This is a genomic window from Streptomyces sp. AC555_RSS877, assembly GCF_019049245.1.
Classification (GTDB): Bacteria; Actinomycetota; Actinomycetes; order Streptomycetales; family Streptomycetaceae; genus Streptomyces.
Map to the genome: position 1 here is coordinate 232,791 of NZ_JAGMUK010000060.1, position 19,137 is coordinate 251,927.

At 71.7% G+C, this 19,137-nt stretch carries 18 protein-coding genes and 1 pseudogene; 6 read left to right on the forward strand and 13 right to left on the reverse strand.

All coding sequences use genetic code 11. The annotated features are described in order from the left end of the window. Window positions 1–31 precede the first annotated feature (31 nt). A complete protein-coding gene (locus tag KUM49_RS27855) occupies window positions 32–1,477 on the reverse strand; it encodes a PLP-dependent aminotransferase family protein (RefSeq protein ID WP_217239705.1) in 1,446 nt (481 codons plus the stop codon). Here KUM49_RS27855 and KUM49_RS27860 point away from each other — a divergent pair. Further along, window positions 1,476–2,420 carry a DMT family transporter gene (locus KUM49_RS27860; protein ID WP_217239706.1) on the forward strand — a complete coding sequence of 315 codons (945 nt, stop codon included), beginning with the start codon at window positions 1,476–1,478 and terminating at the stop codon, window positions 2,418–2,420. The genes KUM49_RS27855 and KUM49_RS27860 overlap by 2 nt on opposite strands. A gap of 92 nt (window positions 2,421–2,512) precedes the next feature. Next, on the forward strand, window positions 2,513–2,707 hold the full coding sequence (locus KUM49_RS27865) for a DUF1918 domain-containing protein (RefSeq protein ID WP_217239707.1): 195 nt from the start codon (window positions 2,513–2,515) through the stop codon (window positions 2,705–2,707). Between the two features lie 2 nt (window positions 2,708–2,709). On the opposite strand, the gene KUM49_RS27870 is transcribed toward KUM49_RS27865, so the two are convergent. Beyond that, window positions 2,710–3,954 (reverse strand): glycoside hydrolase family 10 protein, encoded by a 1,245-nt coding sequence (locus tag KUM49_RS27870; protein ID WP_217239708.1) that lies wholly within the window; start codon window positions 3,952–3,954, stop codon window positions 2,710–2,712. A 179-nt stretch (window positions 3,955–4,133) separates the two neighbouring features. Here KUM49_RS27870 and KUM49_RS27875 point away from each other — a divergent pair, with 179 nt between their 5' ends. Further along, on the forward strand, window positions 4,134–4,994 hold the full coding sequence (locus tag KUM49_RS27875; protein ID WP_217239709.1) for a 3-hydroxybutyryl-CoA dehydrogenase: 861 nt from the start codon (window positions 4,134–4,136) through the stop codon (window positions 4,992–4,994). Window positions 4,995–5,203: 209 nt separating this feature from the next. Then, window positions 5,204–5,461, forward strand: a complete 258-nt coding sequence (locus KUM49_RS27880) for a hypothetical protein (protein WP_217239710.1) — start codon at window positions 5,204–5,206, stop codon at window positions 5,459–5,461. A gap of 29 nt (window positions 5,462–5,490) precedes the next feature. On the opposite strand, the gene KUM49_RS27885 is transcribed toward KUM49_RS27880, so the two are convergent. The 10 genes and pseudogenes from KUM49_RS27885 to infC form a co-directional block, all read right to left on the reverse strand. Further along, window positions 5,491–6,036, reverse strand: coding sequence for an NUDIX domain-containing protein (locus KUM49_RS27885; RefSeq protein WP_217239711.1), 546 nt, complete (start codon window positions 6,034–6,036; stop codon window positions 5,491–5,493). 75 nt (window positions 6,037–6,111) lie between these two features. Beyond that, the gene (locus tag KUM49_RS27890) at window positions 6,112–7,452 is read right to left on the reverse strand and encodes a transcriptional regulator (RefSeq protein WP_217239712.1); all 1,341 of its coding nucleotides are present in this window, start codon (window positions 7,450–7,452) and stop codon (window positions 6,112–6,114) included. A gap of 293 nt (window positions 7,453–7,745) precedes the next feature. Then, on the reverse strand, window positions 7,746–8,891 hold the full coding sequence (locus KUM49_RS27895; RefSeq protein ID WP_217239713.1) for a PP2C family protein-serine/threonine phosphatase: 1,146 nt from the start codon (window positions 8,889–8,891) through the stop codon (window positions 7,746–7,748). 174 nt (window positions 8,892–9,065) lie between these two features. After that, window positions 9,066–11,576 carry a phenylalanine--tRNA ligase subunit beta gene (pheT, locus tag KUM49_RS27900; protein WP_217239714.1) on the reverse strand — a complete coding sequence of 837 codons (2,511 nt, stop codon included), beginning with the start codon at window positions 11,574–11,576 and terminating at the stop codon, window positions 9,066–9,068. Further along, complete coding sequence (gene pheS / locus KUM49_RS27905; protein WP_217239715.1) at window positions 11,576–12,697, reverse strand: phenylalanine--tRNA ligase subunit alpha; 1,122 nt, start codon at window positions 12,695–12,697, stop codon at window positions 11,576–11,578. Before pheS ends, pheT begins: the two co-directional genes overlap by 1 nt. 137 nt (window positions 12,698–12,834) lie before the next feature. Beyond that, the gene (locus KUM49_RS27910) at window positions 12,835–13,980 is read right to left on the reverse strand and encodes an ATP-binding protein (protein ID WP_217239716.1); all 1,146 of its coding nucleotides are present in this window, start codon (window positions 13,978–13,980) and stop codon (window positions 12,835–12,837) included. A gap of 51 nt (window positions 13,981–14,031) precedes the next feature. Continuing rightward, complete coding sequence (locus KUM49_RS27915; protein WP_217239717.1) at window positions 14,032–14,880, reverse strand: RNA methyltransferase; 849 nt, start codon at window positions 14,878–14,880, stop codon at window positions 14,032–14,034. Window positions 14,881–14,985: 105 nt separating this feature from the next. Then, window positions 14,986–15,369, reverse strand: coding sequence for a 50S ribosomal protein L20 (rplT, locus tag KUM49_RS27920; protein WP_004002577.1), 384 nt, complete (start codon window positions 15,367–15,369; stop codon window positions 14,986–14,988). A gap of 90 nt (window positions 15,370–15,459) precedes the next feature. Then, the gene (gene rpmI, locus KUM49_RS27925; RefSeq protein ID WP_217239718.1) at window positions 15,460–15,654 is read right to left on the reverse strand and encodes a 50S ribosomal protein L35; all 195 of its coding nucleotides are present in this window, start codon (window positions 15,652–15,654) and stop codon (window positions 15,460–15,462) included. A 109-nt stretch (window positions 15,655–15,763) separates the two neighbouring features. Then, window positions 15,764–16,466, reverse strand: a pseudogene (gene infC / locus KUM49_RS27930) (translation initiation factor IF-3). 347 nt (window positions 16,467–16,813) lie between these two features. Here infC and KUM49_RS27935 point away from each other — a divergent pair. Continuing rightward, on the forward strand, window positions 16,814–17,188 hold the full coding sequence (locus tag KUM49_RS27935; RefSeq protein WP_217239719.1) for a DUF1844 domain-containing protein: 375 nt from the start codon (window positions 16,814–16,816) through the stop codon (window positions 17,186–17,188). A gap of 1 nt (window position 17,189) precedes the next feature. Here KUM49_RS27935 and KUM49_RS27940 read toward each other — a convergent pair whose 3' ends face one another. Continuing rightward, on the reverse strand, window positions 17,190–17,921 hold the full coding sequence (locus tag KUM49_RS27940; protein ID WP_217239720.1) for an SseB family protein: 732 nt from the start codon (window positions 17,919–17,921) through the stop codon (window positions 17,190–17,192). A gap of 149 nt (window positions 17,922–18,070) precedes the next feature. Between KUM49_RS27940 and KUM49_RS27945 the strand changes: the two genes are divergently transcribed. Beyond that, window positions 18,071–19,099 carry a serine hydrolase gene (locus KUM49_RS27945; RefSeq protein ID WP_217239721.1) on the forward strand — a complete coding sequence of 343 codons (1,029 nt, stop codon included), beginning with the start codon at window positions 18,071–18,073 and terminating at the stop codon, window positions 19,097–19,099. Window positions 19,100–19,137: the final 38 nt, after the last annotated feature.

Here is a 19,137-nt window from a genome sequence, read left to right on the forward strand (position 1 = left end):
CATGTCCTGCGACCTGATCCGCCGGACCGCCCTAGAACACCTCCTGACAGGCCGTACGAAGTCGCCGTACCCCTTCCGCGATCTCCCCCGTCCCCGCCACCGCCGCGAAGCTCAACCGCACGTGTCCGGCGGGCGGTTCGGCGCTGAAGTAGGGCCGGCCGGGGGTGATCGCGACGCCCGCGCGCAGGGCGGCCGCCACCAGGGCGGACTCTCCCCCCGTGCCGTCCGGCAGGCGGAGCCACAGGTGGTAGCCGCCGGACGGGATGTGCGGGAGGGCGAGGTCGGGCAGGCCCAGCCGCAGCGCGGCCGTCATCGTGTCGCGGCGGGTCTTCAACTCGGCGGAGACCGCGCGCAGATGGCGTGGCCAGGCGGGCGAGCCGACCAGTTCGAGGGCCGCCTCCTGCAGGGGCCGGGGCACGAAGAAGGTGTCGACGACCTGGATGGCGCGCAGCCGCTCCAGCACCGGCCCGTGCGCGGCGAGCGCGCTCACCCGGAAGCTGGGTGAGGTCGCCTTGGTCAGCGAGCCGACGTGGACGACGACGCCGTCGGGGTCGTCGGCGGCCAGCGGACGCGGCAGCGGCCCCGCGTCCTCGTGCACGAGCCGCCGCACGAAGTCGTCCTCGACGACGAACGCGCCCGCCTCGCGCGCGACGCGCAGCACCTCGCCACGCCGTTCGGGGGCGAGCACGGCACCGGTCGGGTTCTGGAACAGCGGCTGGCAGACGAAGACCCGGGCGCCGGTGGCCCGGAACGCGTCGGCGAGCAGGGGCGGCCGTACGCCGTCCGCGTCGACCGGGACGGGGACCGGGCGCAGACCGGCCGCGCGGGCGATCGCCAGCATGCCCGGGTAGGTGGGCGACTCGACGAGGACGGGCGCGCCGGGCGGGACGAGCGCGCGCAGCGCGGTCGTCAGCGCGGACTGGCCGCCCGAGGTCACCAGCACCTGCGCGGCCGTGACGCTCCCGCCGGGACCGCCGATGCTCCGCGCGAACCACTCCCGCAGCTCCGGCAGCCCTTCGACGGGCGGCCTCCCCCACGCGCCGGGGCGCCGGCCCGCACGGGACAGCGCGGCGGCCATCGCCCGCTCCGGCTGCAGGGAGGGGTGCAGGTAGCCGCCGTTGAACTCGATCACGCCCGGCGCCGGAGCGGCCAGCGTGACCAGGACGCCGGACGCGTCCACCGAGCGCGGGACGAGGTCGGCGGCGCCGTCCGCACTGAGGGCGACCTCCTGCCAGGAGGTGTCCCCCACGGCAGCGGCCTGCGTGCGCGGCCGGGCCCGGAAGGCGCCGGCGCCGGGCCTGGTGACCACGAGCCCCTCGGCGGCCAGCTGGGCGAGGGCGCGCGAGACGGTCACCGGGCTGACCCGGAACCGTTCGACGAGGGCACGGCTCGACGGGAGCTTTCCGCCCGGCGAGTAGCGGTCGAGCTCCCGACGCAGCCGGTCCGTCAGGTCTGCCACACTGCTACGCTCTTGCATGAGAGCACAGAGTAGCGCTACCGCTTCTAACCAGATAGCGGTCACGGCCTCGAACGGGCCGACGGGTGCGACCGGGACCAGCGGTACGACCGCCGCCGGCACCCTCCAGGCCACCCTCGGCGTCGTCGCCTTCTCCCTCACCTTCCCCGCCACCGCCTGGGGCCTGGAGGGCTTCGGCCCCTGGTCCCTGGTCGCCGTGCGCAGCGTCCTCGCGGCGCTGATCGCGGGCGGCTGTCTGCTCGGGCTGCGCGTACCGGTGCCCACCCGGCGCCACTGGCCGGGGCTCGCCGTGGTCGCCGCCGGCGTCGTCGTCGGCTTCCCGCTGCTGAGCACGCTCGCACTGGAGACGTCCACGACCGCGCACGCCGCCGTCGTGGTCGGCCTGCTCCCTCTGACCACCGCCCTGTTCTCCGCCCTGCGCATGGGCACCCGTCCCTCCCGCACCTTCTGGGCCGCGGCGCTCGCGGGAGCCGCCGCGGTGGCCGCCTTCACCGTGCAGCAGAGCGGCGGCGCCCTCGGCACCGCCGACGTGTACCTCTTCGGGGCGCTGCTGGTGTGCGCGGCCGGCTACACCGAGGGTGGCCGGCTGGCCCGGGTCATGCCGGGCTGGCAGGTCATCGGCTGGGCGCTGGTGCTGTGCCTGCCGCTCGCCGTGCCCGCCGCCGCGCTGGCGCTGTCGTACGAACCCCTCCGGCTCACCGCGCACAGCGTGGCCGGGCTGCTGTGGGTGGCGGCGGGGTCGCAGTTCTTCGGCCTTGTCGTCTGGTACCGGGGCATGGCCGCCATCGGCATCCCGAAGGCCAGCCAGTTGCAGTTGGCCCAGCCGCTGCTCACACTGGTGTGGTCGGTGCTGCTGCTGGGCGAGCAGTTGACGGTGGCCGCACCGCTGACGGCCGCGGCGGTGCTCGTGTGCATCGCCGTCACGCAGCGGGCGCGAGGCTGAGCGGCTTGCACGCACCGGTCCCGACCGGGCCCTGCGCCGTAAACTCGAGGCCACGGACCGCTGCTCCCGCACATGGTGAGGAGGCCTGACAGATGCGTGCAACCGTGGGCGACCAGCTTGTCCAGCACGGCAGGGTGGTCGGACAGAACGACAAGGTCGGCGAGATCGTCGAGGTGATGGGGCAGGAGGGCAACCCCCCGTACCGCGTCCGCTTCCAGGACGGGCACGAGGGCGTGTGCTCACCCGGCCCCGACACCGAGATCCGGCACCGGGAAACCAACCACTAGTACTAGGGCCTGTCCTTCGGGGTCCTCGCCGGCCGCCCGTAGTGGTCGGCGATCACCCGTGCCATGGCCCCGATCGGATCCGCCGCCACCTCCTTGGCGGCGAAGAAGACATGGCCGCCCACCTCGGGATGGTCCTGGGCGAGCGTGAGGTGCCGGGAGAGTTCGGCGGGGTCCTGCCAGGCCTCGGGCTGCGCCGGGGCGCCGGCCTTGTACAACGCCTCACCGGCGTACAACCGCGTCCCGGTGCCCCGGGCCACCTCCGCCCACCAGGGCAGCAGCTTGGCGTAGTCGGCGGCGGCGAAGCCGATGTGCCAGTACAGCTGCGGGGCGATGTAGTCGATCCAGTTCTCCCGGACCCACTTGCGGGTGTCCGCGTACACGTCGTCGTACGTCTGCAGCGCCTGGGTGTCGGAGCCCAGCGGGTCGGTGGTGACGTTGCGCCACACCCCGAAGGGGCTGATGCCGAAGCGCGTTGCGGCCCGGATCGCCTTGATCCGGGCGGACATCTCGCGCACCAGCAGGTCGATGTTGTTCCGCCGCCAGGCGGCCCGGTTCGGGAAGCCGCCGCCGTGCCTGTCGTAGGCCGCGTCGTCGTCGAAGCTCTGGCCCGCCACGGGATACGGGTAGAAGTAGTCGTCGAAGTGCACGGCGTCGACCGGGTACTTCTTCACCGCGTCGAGCATCGCGTCCTGGACGAAGGCGCGGACCTCGGGCAGACCCGGGTTGTAGTAGAGCTTTCCGCCGTACGGCACCACCCAGTCCGGATGCCGGCGGGCGGGATGGGTCCTGACGAGTCGGCCGGGATCGCCGTGGGCCGCGATCCGGTACGGGTTGAACCAGGCGTGCAGTTCCAGGCCGCGCGCGTGCGCCTCACGGACGGCCGTGCCCAGCGGGTCCCAGCCGGGGTGCCCGCCCTGGGTGCCGGTGAGGTACTGCGACCAGGGCTCGTACGGCGAGGGCCACAGGGCGTCGGCGGTGGGACGTACCTGGAAGATCACCGCGGTGAGGCCGGTCCGGGCGGCCCTGTCGAGGTGGCCGGTCAGTTCGGCCCGCTGGTCCGCCGCGCTCAGGCCCGGCCGGGAGGGCCAGTCCCGGTTCATCACGGTCGCCAGCCACACGCCCCGCATCTCCGCGACCCGCCGCGGCCGGGCCGCCCGGCCGCCCGGCTCGGCCGACGCACCGCCCGAGGCCGACGTCAGCGTCGCCAGCGCGGCCAGCGCGAACGCCCGCCGTGACACTCGTCCCATTCGCACACCCCCGAACACGGCGGATCCGCGCGGCACGGACCGTCATTGCGCCCCAGGATGCCCGACGGATGCCCCACCCCGGCGATCGATCATCGATACTTGGCGGTAACGTGCACGAACGGAGCAGGCGTACCGGACCCACGCGTCTGCGCTGCCCGTAGACCAGCGAAAGGGACGATGTGACCGACATCGAGCGCGTCGGAGTGGTCGGCTGCGGCCAGATGGGAGCGGGCATCGCCGAGGTGTGCGCCCGCGCCGGCCTGGACGTGAAGGTCGCCGAGACCACCGGCGAGGCCCTGGAGATCGGCCGGACCCGGCTGTTCAACTCCCTGGCGAAGGCCGCCGAGCGCGGCAAGATCTCCGAGGAGGAGCGGGACGCCACACTGGCGCGCCTCAGCTTCACCACCGACCTCGGCGAGTTCGCGGAACGCGACCTGGTCATCGAGGCCGTCGTGGAGAACGAGCAGGTGAAGACCGAGATCTTCCAGGTCCTCGACCAGGTCGTCACCCGGCCCGACGCGATCCTGGCCTCCAACACCTCCTCGATCCCCCTGGTGCGGCTGGCGGTCGCCACCTCGCGGCCCGACCACGTCATCGGCATCCACTTCTTCAACCCGGCCCCGGTGCAGCAGCTCGTCGAGCTGATCCCCGCGCTCACCACCTCGGAGGGCACGCTCAGCCGGGCCCAGGTCTTCGCCGAGAAGGTGCTCGGCAAGCACGCCATCCGCGCCCAGGACCGCTCCGGCTTCGTGGTCAACGCGCTGCTGATCCCGTATCTCCTCTCCGCGATCCGGATGTTCGAGTCGGGCATCGCCAGCCGCGAGGACATCGACAACGGCATGGAAATGGGCTGCGCCCACCCGATGGGCCCGTTGAAGCTGTCCGACCTGATCGGTCTGGACACGGTGGCCTCGGTGGCGTTCTCCATGTACGAGGAGTACAAGGAGCCGCTGTACGCCGCTCCCCCGCTGCTGCAGCGCATGGTCGACGCGGGCCGGCTCGGCCGGAAGTCGGGATCGGGCTTCTACACCTACGGCTGATTGCACAGTGCCCGTTACAGGGTGCTGATGACACAGTGCGACGACCACGGGCCCGGCGCTCTTCGGAGTGCCGGGCCCGTCGCATTCACACACCGTGTGCGCCCCGGGCTCGCATATGCCCCTCGCACACTCTCCCCACGCGCCCACCAGGCGAGTTGACTCTTCATGCGCATGCAAGGGATGTGAAGACTACAGAGAGGAGCGGACTCGTGACCGCCGACCCCGAGCATCCCGTGGTCCATGGGGAACTCGCAGAGTTACGGCGCCGACTCGACGTGGCGTACGCACGCGTCGAGGGAGGGCTGGCCCTGCTCAGTCATCGCACCGAGGAGACCGACAAGGGACTCGACGACCTGACCGCCCGGATCACCGCCCTGGAGCACGCCCGCTGGCCGCTGCCCGCGGTCGCGGTACTCACCGCCATGGGCGCGCTCGTCGTGACGATCTGGCAGGCCCTGGGGCGCTAGCACGGCTCCAGGACGCGGTGGGGGGCGTATCAGGGCATGGCGTCCAGCCCGAGCCGGAGATGATGCAACAGCAGTAACGCGGCCGCCATGTTGGCGGCCGGGACCTCGCCGCGGGCGACCATGTCGGGGACGAGCTTGAGGGGGACCCACTCCCGGCGGTCCGACTCGAAGTCGTCCACGGGGTGTCCGAGGTACTCACCCTCGTCGGCCCAGTAGATGTGGTGCCGGGCGTCGGTGAGCCCGTTGGACGGCTCCACGCTCATCAGGTGGCGCAGGGGTCCCGGCCGCCAGCCGGTCTCCTCCTCGAGTTCCCTGGCGGCCGCCGCCGCGATGTCCTCGCCGTCCTCGACGACGCCCGCCGCGAGTTCCCACCCCCAGCTGTCGGTGATGAAGCGGTGCCGCCACAGGAGGAGGACCTCATTGGCCTCGTTCACCACGGTGGCCACCGCGACGGGCCGCAGTCGTATGAGGAAGTGGTCCAGGTGCCGGCCGTCCGGCAGCTCCACATCTGCCAGGTTGACGGTGAACCAGCGATTTCCATACACAGTTCGTTCGTTCTGTTTCGTCCACTGCACGGTTCTGCCACCTTCCGTCGAGTAAGTGGCAATATCGCAGCAGGAACGATGAGTGTCGGCGGTCGCGTGCCGGTCCTACAGCGGTACGCGCAGTGCCCCGTCGATGAGCGCGGCGGCCTCGGCGGTGCCCGCGCAGCCGCTGCGCGACAGGTGCAGGCGCACCGCCCGGAGTCTGTCGCGCAGGCGCTGGGACTCCATTCCGCGGGCCTGCTCGGCCATCTGCACGGCGATGGCCACCGCCTTGTCGGCGTTGCCCTGGCGCAGTTCGATCGTGCTGAGCATGGCGAGCCGGTGCACCCGGCCCCGGTCGTGGGCGGGGTTGTCGACGGCGGCCATGGCGTGCTCCCGCGCCGCCGCCACCTCGCCCAGGCTCAGAAGCGCCTCCGCCACCTGGACGTTGACGAGTCCCGGCTGGACATAGCCCGTCTCGTCCGGCTCGTAACCGCGCCGGATCCGTTCGGCGGCCTGCTCGGCCCGCCGGATGCAGGACAGCGCACTCGTGCCGTCGCCGAGGTGTGCGTACGCCTTCGCCTGCATCGCGTACAGGTCGGAGGCGAGCGCCGGGGTGATGTGCCGGCCGGCGGCACGCAGCGCGGCCTCCGCGAAGGCGACGGCCTGCCGGTACTCCCGCATGAACAGCGCCTGGTTGACCAGAAGGGCGATCACGTACGCGCCAAGTCCCCGGTCCCCACTGGCCTTCGCGAGCCTGAGCGCCTGGTGGAAGTAGCGCTGGGCGAGACCGTGCGCGTCGGAGTCGTACGCGCAGATCCCGGCGACCGCCACCAACCCGCCGGTCGCCCGGTGCAGTTGGCGGCCCGTCTCGTCGGTGTAGCTGCCGCGCAGCAGCGGGGCCGCCTCGGCGTTCAGGAAGCCCACGATCCGGGCCCGGGTCGCGACCCCGCCGGCCTTGCGGTACATCTGCTCGTAGTGCGTACGGGCCGCCCGCAGCATCTCGAGATCGGCCGCCGTGACCCGGTGCCGGCCACCGCGCGAGACGTCGACGTCCTCGGGCGGGTTCTCCCACTCCCACACCGGCATGACGGCGGGCGTGCCGGTGACCGCGGGAGCGCCCAGGATGTGCGGTCGCTGCTGCTCGTCGGAGCGCCACAGGGCGGTGGCCCGCTCCACGAACCCGGACAGCGAGGTGCCGTGCGGGGCGGACGGCTCACCGGGTACGCCGAGGCCTATGTCGTCGAGGGTGACGGGTCGCTGCAGCCGGGCGGCGAGCACCTCGCAGATCAGGTCGGGCACCTGACCGCGGGGCCGCTGTCCCTTCAGCCACCGCGCCACGGCGGTGTGTTCGTATCTCAGCGCCAGACCGCGCGCCCGGCCCACCTGGTTCACGTGGGCGGCGAGTCCCGCATGCGAGATGCCCGCCTCGTCCAGGATCGCGTCGAGCAGAGTGTTGGGCTGCATGGAATGCCCCCCGGGTGCCTCGGTGCCGACAGAGTAGTGGGTCCTCGTTCGCACGGGGTGTGAACGGAGTACTCGAATCCGCGCTGTGTGCACACTGTCGCGGAGAGTTTCCAGCCGGTTGACTGAAATGCCTCGCAAGAGGCCGGCCGGGCCGCCGGCTCCCCCTCGTACAGTGCGGCGGCCCGACTCCGCGCCGTCCGCCCAGCTGCCTGCCCGACACTCCGTGGCGGGGCGGACGGCCCCGTCGGTGCGCCGCGCAGGCGAGCGCGCCTGGTGGCCGGGCGTGGTCGCGGTCAGTGCGTGGTCCGCTGCGGATGCGCCGTGGCTGCTCGCACCGCTGAGGGACGTCGGCCTGATCGGCCGTTGCGAAGCACCAGTAGGGCCACGTCGTCCGTCGGTGCGCCTCGTGTGTGGTGCAGGAGAGCGGTGAAGACCGACCCCAGGACGACCTGCGGGACCACCACGGGACGGTCGTGGACGGCCTCGGACAGCGCGTCCGCCAGGGAGAAGAACCGGCCGTCCGCGTCCCTGGCGTCCTCCGCTCCGTCCGTGTGGAGGACGACCGCCTCGCCCGGCAACAGCCGTCCGCACGCCACGGGCGACAGTTCGGGTGGCAGCGGGAACGGGCCGAGGGGAGGCAGCGGGTCGGCGCGAGCCAGCGGCTCGACCCTCGTGCCGCTGAGCAGATAGGGCCACGGGTGACCGCAGTTGAGGGCGTGCACCTCCCCGTCCCGGCCGATCTCCAGCAGCAGTACGGTCACGAACTCCTCGGCGACCGGGTTGTCGGGCTCCGGGCCGACCGAGGGGTGCTCGGCGCGGGCGCGCTCGCGCAGGTGCCGGGCCAGTGCGCGCTCCAGTCGGCGCAGCACACCGTCGAGTCGGGCCTCGTCGTGGGCAGCCTCACGGAAGCAGCCGAGGACGGCGGCGGCCGTGGCGATCCCCGCGAGCCCGTGTCCCCGGACGTCGCCCATCACGACCCGTACGCCGTGTTCGGTGGCGGCGACCTCGTACAGATCGCCGCCGATGGCGGCGCCCCGGTCGGCGGACAACTGGGCGGCGGCGACGTCCAGCCCGTCGATGCGCGGGGGAAGCGGCCGCAGCAGCACGCTCTGGGCGGCGCTCGCGACCTCACGGGCCTGCCGCAGTTCGCGCAGCAGCGAGTGGCGCACGTGGAGAATCAGTCCCGCGCCCACGGCGAAGAAGACGGCGCTGGTGACGGCCCGCGCGCAGAAGCCGTCCTGCTGGGCCAGCGGACAGGCCAGCTTGTACGAGACCGCGGCGGTGCCCCAGGCCGTGGGCAGCCCGAGCGAGAGGACTCGCCGCAACGGCCGACGGGTGCCGGTCCGCAGCCATGCGGGAAGACCCCGGCGACCGGGCCCCCGTGAGTCCGTCCGGGCCCGCCCCGCCCTGCGGGGTGCCCCAGCCTTGATACGGATCATGCCGATGGCCCCCCAAATAGGCCTGCAGCGCAATCGGACCGACCCCGAAAGGCCGGTCCGATTCTGTCGACCGCATGCCCCGAAAGGGCCAGATCACCAGGAGAAGTCACTCAATCGAGTGAGGTGACCGAATTGGGGGTGTGGGCCGGTCGACAACAGCAGCCACCACGACGACTAACCTCTGAGGACAGCCCCCGTACGCTCGCCCGCGAGGGCGACCGCGGCGTCCCGAGCCGCCGACGCCTCGTCCACCGTCAGCGTCCGGTCGGCCGCCCGGAACCGCAGCGCGTACGCCAGCGACTTCCGCCCGTCACCGAGCTGTTCGGCGTTCTCGTACACGTCGAACAACCGGATCGCCTCCAGCAGTTCACCCGCCCCCTCACGCAGCGCGGCCTCCACATCGGCCTGCGGTACGAAGGTGTCGACCACCAGCGCGACATCCTGCGTGGCGACCGGGAACGTGGAGATGCTCGGCGCCTGCGGGGCGCCGTCACCGACCCGCTCCAGGGCGTCCAGGTCCAGCTCCATCGCGGAGCTGCGCGCGGGCAGGCCCAGCGCCTTCAGTACGCGCGGGTGCAGCTCACCCGCGTGACCGACAACCCGCTCGGCACCGTCGGCGACGATCACCAGCTCGGCGCACCGACCCGGGTGCCACGGTCCGTACTGCCCGCCGCGGACGACCAGTTCGGCACCGGCCTCGCGCGCCACCGCCCGCGCCGCCTCGACCGCGTCGGCCCAGTCGGCCGGCCGGCCCTTGCCCCACCAGCCGGCCTGCTCGCGGGCGCCTGCGAGGACGACCGCGACATGGCGAGGCTGCTCGGGAAGCGCGGCGTCGAGTTCGGCGATCTCCTCGTCGGTCGGACGCCGGTCGACGGGCGGCGAGACGGCCGCCCGCTGCTCCTCACGCGGGAGGAAGACCAGGCCGGTCTCGAACAGCGCGAGGTCGTGCGAGCCCCGGCCGTCGTTGCGCCGCAGGGCGGCGAGCAGGCCCGGCAGCAGCGACGTACGAAGCGCCGGCTCCTCGTCGTTGAGCGGGTTGGCCAGCCTGACGACCCGGCGGGCCGGGTCGTCGGCCGCGAGGCCGAGCTGGTCGAAGACCTGCTCGCTGACGAACGGGTAGTTCGGCGCCTCGACGTATCCGGCGCCGGCCAGGGCCCGGCCGACGCGGCGGTGCAGTCGCTGCCGGTGGGTCAGGCCGCGGCCGGACGGCGGCTTGGGCAGCGTGGAGGGCAGGTTCTCGTAGCCCTCCAGGCGGATGACCTCTTCGGCCAGGTCGTTGACCTCGGCCAGGTCGGGCCGCCAGGACGGCACGGTGACGATCAGCTCGTCCTGCCCGTACACGTCGCAGCCGACCTGCTGGAGGCGGCGTACGACGGTCTCGCGGCCGTACTCGACGCCCGCGACCTTGTCCGGGTGGTCGGCCGCGACGGCGATGGTGTGCGGCGCGGACGGCGCGGTGACCTCGGTGACGCCGGCCTCGGCGGTGCCGCCCGCGAGCAGCACCAGCAGGTCGACGGTGCGCTGGGCGGCGGCGGAGGCCGCCTGCGGGTCGACGCCGCGCTCGAAGCGCTTGGACGCCTCGGAGGACAGCTTGTGGCGGCGGGCCGTACGGGCGATGGAGACCGCGTTGAAGTGCGCGGCCTCGATCACGATGTCGGTCGTGCCCTCGGCCTCGGTGTGGTCGGCGATCTCCGTGTTGGCGCCGCCCATGACCCCGGCGAGGCCGATCGGGCCGCGCTCGTCGGTGATCACCAGGTCCTCGGCGTGCAGCGTGCGGGTGACGCCGTCGAGGGTGACGATCTTCTCGCCCTCCTCGGCCCGGCGGACGCCGATGGTGCCCTGGACGAGCGAGCGGTCGTAGGCGTGCAGCGGCTGGCCGAGCTCCATCATCACGTAGTTCGTGACGTCGACGGCGAGCGAGATCGGGCGCATGCCGACCTTCTGCAGGCGCCGCTGGAGCCAGAGCGGGGAGCGCGCCTCGGGGCTGAGGCCGGTGACGGTGCGGGCGGTGAAGCGGTCGCAGCCGACGGGGTCCAGGACCTTCACCGGGTAGCCGAAGGCGTTCGGGCCGGGGACGTCGAGCAGGGCCGGGTCGCTCAGCGGCAGGCCGTAGGCGATGGCGGCCTCGCGGGCGACGCCGCGGATGGACAGGCAGTCGCCGCGGTTGGCGGTGACGGCGATGTCCAGGACCTCGTCGACCAGTTCGAGGAGCTCGATGGCGTCCTTGCCGACCTCGGTCTCCGGGGGCAGCACGATGATGCCGTGGCTGCCGTCGTCGCCCATGCCCAGCTCGTCGCCGGAGCAGATCATCCCGTGGGACGTCCTGCCGTACGTCTTGCGGGCGGAGATCGAGAAGCCGCCCGGCAGGGTGGCGCCGGGGAGCACCACGACGACCTTGTCGCCGACGACGAAGTTGCGGGCGCCGCAGACGATCTCCTGCGGCTCGCCGGTGCCGTTGGCCTGGCCGACGTCGACCGTGCAGAAGCGGATCGGCTTCTTGAAGCCCTCCAGCTCCTCGATGGTCAGCACCTGGCCGACGACGAGCGGGCCTTTGAGGTCGTGGCCGAGCTGCTCGACCGTCTCGACCTCGAGGCCGGCCGAAATGAGCTTGGCCTGGACGTCACGACCGGTCTGAGTCGCCGGCAGGTCGACGTACTCCCGCAGCCAAGAAAGCGGGACCCGCATCAGATCTCCATCCCGAACGGCCGGGTGAACCGGACGTCACCCTCGACCATGTCTCGCATGTCCTCGACGTTGTGGCGGAACATCAGCATCCGCTCGATGCCGAACCCGAAGGCGAAGCCGCTGTACTTCTCCGGGTCGACGCCGCAGGCGGTCAGCACCTTGGGGTTGACCATGCCGCAGCCGCCGAGCTCGATCCAGCCCTCGCTGGAGCAGGTGCGGCAGGGCCGGTCGGGGTTGCCGACGGACTCGCCGCGACAGACGTAGCACACCATGTCCATCTCGGCGGACGGCTCGGTGAAGGGGAAGAAGTTGGGCCGCAGCCGGGTCTTCATGCCCTCGCCGAACAGCGACTGGACCATGTGGTCCAGGGTGCCCTTGAGGTCGGCCATGGTCAGGCCCTCGTCGATGGCGAGGAGCTCGACCTGGTGGAAGACGGGCGTGTGCGTGGCGTCCAGCTCGTCGGTGCGGTACACGCGGCCGGGGCAGATCACGTACACCGGCAGCTCGCGCCCCAACAGGGAGCGGATCTGCACGGGCGAGGTGTGGGTGCGCAGCACGACGCCGGACTCGGTGCCGCCGCCCTGGCCCTGCACGAAGAACGTGTCGGCCTCGCCGCGGGCCGGGTGGTCCGGGCCGATGTTGAGCGCGTCGAAGTTGAACCACTCGGCCTCGACCTGCGGGCCCTCGGCGACCTCGTAGCCCATGGCCACGAAGACGTCCTCGATGCGCTCGGAGAGCGTGGTGAGCGGGTGGCGGGCGCCGGCCGGTACGCGGTCGTACGGCAGTGTGACGTCCACCGCCTCCTCCACCAGCACCCGCTGGTCGCGTTCGGCCTCCAGCTCCACCTGGCGGGCGGCGAGGGCCTTGTTCACGGCGCCGCGGGCCTGGCCCACGCGCTTGCCGGCCTCGGCCTTCGCGTGCGGGGGCAGTGCGCCGATCTCGCGGTTGGCGAGGGCCAGCGGCGAGGTGCCGCCGGTGTGCGCGACCTTGGCCTCCTGGAGCGCGTCGAGGGAATCGGCGGCGGTGAAGGCGGCGAGCGCCTCGTCCCGCATGCGCTCGATCTCTTCCGGTTTCAACGCCTCGACCTCGACAGGGTCGTACGACTTATTCGGTGCCGACATCTCTTCCCGTGCTTCCGATTGGCTGGCTGGAGTCCCCGTCACCGATCCATGGACGAATCGTCGTCGGCTTCGGGACACAAAGGTGCCAAAGGCCGAGTCTAACGGGGTGGGGATGTTCGAATGCGCCCGCGGGCTGCTCAGGTCAGGTAGGCCGGAGCGCTCACGGGCAACGTAAATCGGAACTCGGCGCCGCCTCCGGGGGCGCGGCCGACCGTGATGGTGCCGCCGTGGGCCTCGACGATGCCCTTGACGATGTAGAGCCCGAGACCCGTGCCGCCGCGCTTGCTGCCCCGCCAGAAACGGGTGAAGACGCGGTTCATGGACTCCTCCGGGATGCCGGACCCCTCGTCGCTCACCGTGACCGACGTGGCTGCGTTCTCATGGCCTTCCCCCTCTCGGGGGGACGCCGTGGCCGTGATGTCAATCGTGACGGTTCCCTCGCCGTGCCGCACCGCATTTTCGAGCAGGTTGCTGAGCACCTGGTCGATCTTGTCGGGGTCGGCCCACAGGTCGGGCAGCGGCTGTTCGAGGCGCAGCAGGAACCGGTCGGCGGCCAGGCCCGCGGCGACGTACGCCTGGATGTGCCGTCCGACGGCGGCGCCGATGTCGACGGGCTGGCGCCTGAGTTCCAGGCGCCCGGAGTCGATCCGCGAGATGTCGAGCAGTTCGGCGATGAGGCGGGTGACCCGGTCGGCGTCGGCGTCGACGGTCTCCAGCATCAGCCGTTTCTGGTCGTCGGTGAAGCGTTCCCACTTGGCGAGGAGGGTGGCCGTGAAGCCCTTGACCGAGGTGAGCGGGGAGCGCAGCTCGTGGGCGACGGTGGCGATCAGTTCGGCGTGGCTGCGCTCGGTGCGGCGGCGGGCCTCGGTGTCACGGAGACAGACGACGACCCGGCGGACCGGTCCGGTGGGCCGCGTCCGCACGTAGGTGGCGGAGACCAGCACCTCGCGTCCCCCGTGCAGCAGCAGGTTGCGCTCGGGCTGTCCGACCCGGATGGCGAGACCGCCGTAGGGATCGGTCAGCTGCCACCAGCGACGGCCCTCCAGGTCTTCTAACGGCAGGGCCTTCTCCAGCCGCTGTCCGAGGGCGTCCTCGGCGGGCAGGGCGGTGATCCGGGCCGCGGCGGCGTTGAAGCAGATCACGCGCCCGTGCTCGTCCGCGACGACCAGTCCGTCGGGCAGCTGGTCGGGATCGATGCCGAGGTCGGTCAGATCGCCGGGACGGGACGCGGGCGGACGCCGTACGTCCCGTGCTCCCGGTGCGCTGCTCGTGCCGACGCTCATCCCCGTACCCCACCTCTCAGACGGCGCAGGGCCCCCGAGCAGGTCACCCTACTAGCTCTCGGTGACGGAGCGGCACCCTGCGGAGGCGCGCTGTGCACGGGCTGACGCATAGAGACATACGGCGGCCGCGGTGGCGAGGTTCAGGCTCTCGGCCTTCCCGTGGATCGGGACGCGGACCACGGCGTCCGCGAGCGCGCGGGTCTCCTCGGGAAGCCCCCAGGCCTCGTTCCCGAACACCCAGGCGGTCGGCCCGCCCATGGTCCCCTTGTCGAGCTCGTCGTCCAGGTCGTCGGTACCGGCCCCGTCCGCGGCGAGGATGCGCACTCCGGCGTCCTTCAGCCCGGCCACGGCCCGCTCGACGGGCACGCCGACGGCGACGGGGAGGTGGAAGAGGGAGCCCACGGAGGCCCGTACGGCCTTGGGGTTGTACAGATCGACGGAGGCGTCCGTCAGGACGACGGCTTCGGCACCGGCGGCGTCGGCGCACCGCAGGACGGTGCCGGCGTTCCCGGGATCGCGTACGTGCGCGAGCACCGCGACGAGTTTGGGCCGGGCGGCGAGGATGTCCTCGAAGGGCGTGTCGAGGAACCGGCAGGTCCCGACCAGACCCTGCGGGGTGACGGTGGTGGAGATGTCCGCGATGACCTGCTCGTCGGCGAGGTGCACCCGGGCCCCCGCGTCACGGGCCTCGCCGATGATGTCGGCGTACCGCTCCGCCGCGTCCGGCGTGGCGAAGAGTTCGACCAGCGTGGACGCGTGGGCCGCCGCCTCCCGTACCGCCTGCGGCCCCTCCGCGAGGAACAGCCGCTCCTTGCCCCGGAAGTTCCGCTTCGCGAGCCGCCGGGCGGCGGCGACGCGGGGGGAGCGGGGGGAGATCAGCTCGGGGGTGACGGGGGCCATGCGACTCACCTTCGGTTACCGGTCAGCACAACGACGGACCCGCGGGCACCTGCCCACGGGTCCGTTCAGTCACGTCGGCCACAGCCGGCGCGGCGACGCGTGGCGTCACGCCGCCTTGGGCGCGTTGACGTCGCTGGGCAGCGCCTTCTGGGCCACCTCGACCAGCGCGGCGAACGCACCGGCGTCGTTCACGGCCAGCTCGGCCAGGATCTTGCGGTCGACCTCGACGTTCGCCGCCTTCAGACCCTGGATGAACCGGTTGTACGTGATGCCGTTGGCGCGGGCAGCGGCGTTGATGCGCTGGATCCACAGCTGGCGGAAGTCACCCTTGCGCTTCTTGCGGTCGTTGTAGTTGTAGACCAGCGAGTGGGTGACCTGCTCCTTGGCCTTGCGGTAGAGGCGCGAACGCTGACCGCGGTAGCCGGATGCCTGCTCGAGGATCGCCCGGCGCTTCTTGTGGGCGTTGACTGCCCGCTTGACGCGTGCCACTTGTTAACTCCTTGTAGCTGGGTCACGAGGGTGACCCGAGAACGGCTTGGTCCCGGTTATCGGCTAGGCCCTGCCCACGCAGGGCGCGCACTAGATCCCGAGAAGCTTCTTGGCCTTGGCGGCATCGCCCGGCGCCAGCTCGACGGTGCCGGCCAGGCGGCGGGTCAGCGTCGAGGGCTTGTGCTCCAGGTAGTGGCGGCGGCCGGCGCGCTGGCGCAGCACCTTGCCCGAGCCGGTGACCCGAAAGCGCTTCTTGGCACCGCTGTGCGTCTTGTTCTTCGGCATGGCGCCGTTCTCCTCGTCGGTGGCACTCCGGTGCCCGGTCACGAAAACCGGGCACGGTGGAGCGTCGCTGTTGTATCGGTTACGTCCTGGGGACTCGCGTCCCCCGGGATCACGCCTCGGCGGGAGCCTCGGCCTGAGCCTCGACTTCGCCCTCGGCACTCACTTCGTCCTCGGCACCCTCGGACTCCGCGGCGTTCTGCGACTTGCCGGGGTTGGCCTTCGCTTCTGCCTTGCGGGCTTCCTGCGCCTGGCGGGCCTCGGCCATCGCCTCGGTCTTCTTCTTGTGCGGACCGAGAACCATGATCATGTTTCGGCCGTCCTGCTTCGGGTTCGACTCGACGAACCCGAGGTCGGCCACATCCTCCGCGAGACGCTGCAGCAGTCGGTAGCCGAGTTCCGGCCGGGACTGCTCGCGACCACGGAACATGATCGTGATCTTGACCTTGTCGCCCTGCTTGAGGAACCGAACGACGTGACCCTTCTTGGTGTCATAGTCGTGCGGGTCGATCTTCGGCCGGAGCTTCATCTCCTTGATGACCGTGTGCGCCTGGTTCTTGCGCGCCTCACGGGCCTTCATGGCCGACTCGTACTTGAACTTCCCGTAGTCCATGAGCTTGCACACAGGCGGACGGGCGGTTGCCGCCACCTCGACCAGGTCCAGGTCGTACTCCTGCGCAAGCTCCAGTGCCTTGGCCAGCGGGACAATGCCCACCTGCTCGCCACTGGGACCGACAAGTCGCACCTCTGGAACGCGAATCCGGTCGTTGATGCGGGGCTCGGCGCTGATGGATCCTCCTCGGTTAGCACCACACGGCCATCTGGCGGACGGCCGCGTTTGTCTCTGTCAGACAGACCTAACCGCGCCGAAGCACAAAAAAATGCCCCGGACGATCACAGGCGGGGCTCCAAGCACTACCGGAGCACCGCCGCGGTGATGCCGCGGGGCGCACATTCGGGCGACTCCATCGTCCGTACGGAACGATGGTGGCCGCCTGACCGGGGTGACCCGCCGCCCCGGGGGGACGGTCAGGTGGGAGATCGGAGCCTCCACTTGTGGCCAGTCACACTTACACACATGTGTCCGGCCGGTCGTCACACAAGGTTAGCAGCAACCCGGGGGTGGTGCGAACCGTCGTACACCGGGGCCTATCGTGTGGGCATGAGTGACACCCCTGCTGAGTCCGCCGGGTCCGCCGCGGGCCCCGACTTCGACGAGATGACCCGCGACATCGCCGAGGTCCCCGCCGTCGAGGTGATCGTGACGGTCGCCGTCAACCTGATGAGCGCCGCCGCCGTGAAGCTCGGTCTGACGGAGGAGGGCGACAAGTACAAGGACCTGGACGAGGCCCGCAAGCTGGTGCACGCCCTCGCCGGTCTGCTGGACGCGAGCGCGACCGAGATCAGCTCGTTCCACGCCGCCCCGCTGCGCGACGGCCTGAAGTCGCTGCAGCTGGCGTTCCGCGAGGCGTCGCTCGTCCCGGACGAGCCGGGCCACGGTCCCGGTGAGAAGTACACCGGCCCGATCTACGGCTGATTCACGGACGTACGTACAGGGGCTCGCCCGGCGGCGTCGCTCCGGCCGGCAGCAGTGCCAGGTCGAGGCCGCGCACCAGGCGGGCCCTCAGTGTGTCGTCGGCGGCGAGCCGCTGCGCGAGGGCCCGGGCGGCCTCGGCGGGCGGTGCGGAGGAGTCCAGGACCAGGGCGAGGGTGCCGTCGGCCTGCCCCGGCCCGAGGTGGGCGCGCAGTACGGCGGGCTCGGCGGCCACCGCGTCCCGTACGGCCGCCACGACGGCCGGGTCGGCGAGCGGATCCGTGGTCGTACGCCCCTCCGCCAGCGCCAGCAGCGCGGCCCCCGTCAGCTCGAACGGCACCGGTCCCGCCATGTCCAGCAGGACCGTGTCCGCCTTCTCGTGCGCGGCGGCCTGGAGCGCCTGGTGCAGCGGTACGGCGACGGGGCGGGCCGCCGGGTCCCAGCGGGCCAGCGACTCGGTGGAGGTGAAGGCCGGCAGGGCGGTGCGGTGACCGGCCTTCAGGGTCGGTACGGCCATGTCGCTGGTCTTCTCGCGCCGCAGCCCGTTCTCGTCCTCCTCGACCTCGCCGAGCACGGCCACCACCGGGACGAGGAGCCGGGCGCCCTTGAGGGCCTCCAGGACGGGGCCCGCGGCGGTGCGGTCCTCGGCCCAGGCGGCGAGCGCCGCGCTCAGCCGGGGGTCGGCCGTGCCGTCGTCGTCGGAGAAGCCGGAGTCGGGAATGTTCTTGTTCGCCACGGTCACCGACCCTATAGGGGGGATGCTGCTGGGCTTGTGCGGGCCCGGAAACCTGCCCGTGACGACTTTCACGGGTTTCTCGGATATCCCTGACACACATCTAACGTCCGTCTAACGGCCCGCACAGCCGGTACCCCCAGCATCGCGGCATGGAGTCCTCCAGAGCCGCCCGCAGCCTTCGCTCCGGTCCGTCCCGGCGCCGCCCCCTGATGTACACCGCGCTCGCCTCCGTGGCCGTCCTCGGCGGTACGGCGGCCGGGACCGTGTTCGTGCAGGCGCAGGCGCACTCCGGTGCGGGCGCCGTATCGTCGGCGGCGACGCCGTCGGCCTCGTCGTCGGCCGCGGCTCCGGCTCCAGCTCCGGATTCGGCGAAAGGGGAGACATCGGTGGAACCTGTGGCGGAGCCGACCGTCGAGCACGACGAACTGCTGGCCGACGCTCTGAAGGCGGTGAGCGTGGAGGACGGTGCCGACATGTCCGCGGCCGTGCTCGACCTGGACTCCGGCGAGAGCGCCACGCACGGCGACGACGCCTTCGACACCGCGAGCATCGTCAAGGTCGACATCCTGGCGACGCTGCTCCTCCAGGCGCAGGACGCGGACCGGCATCTCACCGCGCAGGAGAAGTCGTACGCCACCGCGATGATCGAGAACAGTGACAACACCGCCGCGTCGGCCCTGTGGCGCCTCATCGGGAAGGCGGACGGTCTCGACGCCGCGAACGAGCGGCTGGGCCTCCCGGACACCGCGGGTGGCGACGACATGCTGTGGGGGCTGACCCAGACCACGGCCGCCGACCAACTGGCACTGCTCCAGCAGGTGTTCGGCGACGACTCGGAGCTGAGCGAGGCCTCGCGGGCGTACGTCCAGGGGCTGATGGGGCAGATAGCCGTCGACCAGCACTGGGGGGTGTCGGCCGCGGCCGACGGTTCCCGGTGGGCCCTGAAGAACGGCTGGCTGGCGCGCAGCACGACCGGGCTGTGGGACATCAACAGCATCGGGCGGGTGACGGTGGAGGGCCGCGACTACTTGGTGGCGGTGCTGTCGAAGGGCAACTCGACACAGGCGAAGGGGATTTCGCTGACGGAGGCGGCGGCGAAGGCGGCGGTGTCGGTGTTCGAAGGGAACGGCGCTTCGACACCGGCATTGGCATCCGTGTCGACGGCTGTCTCCAAGTAGGCGCCCGGAGGCCGCCGTACGCCTTGTGGCCTGTGCCG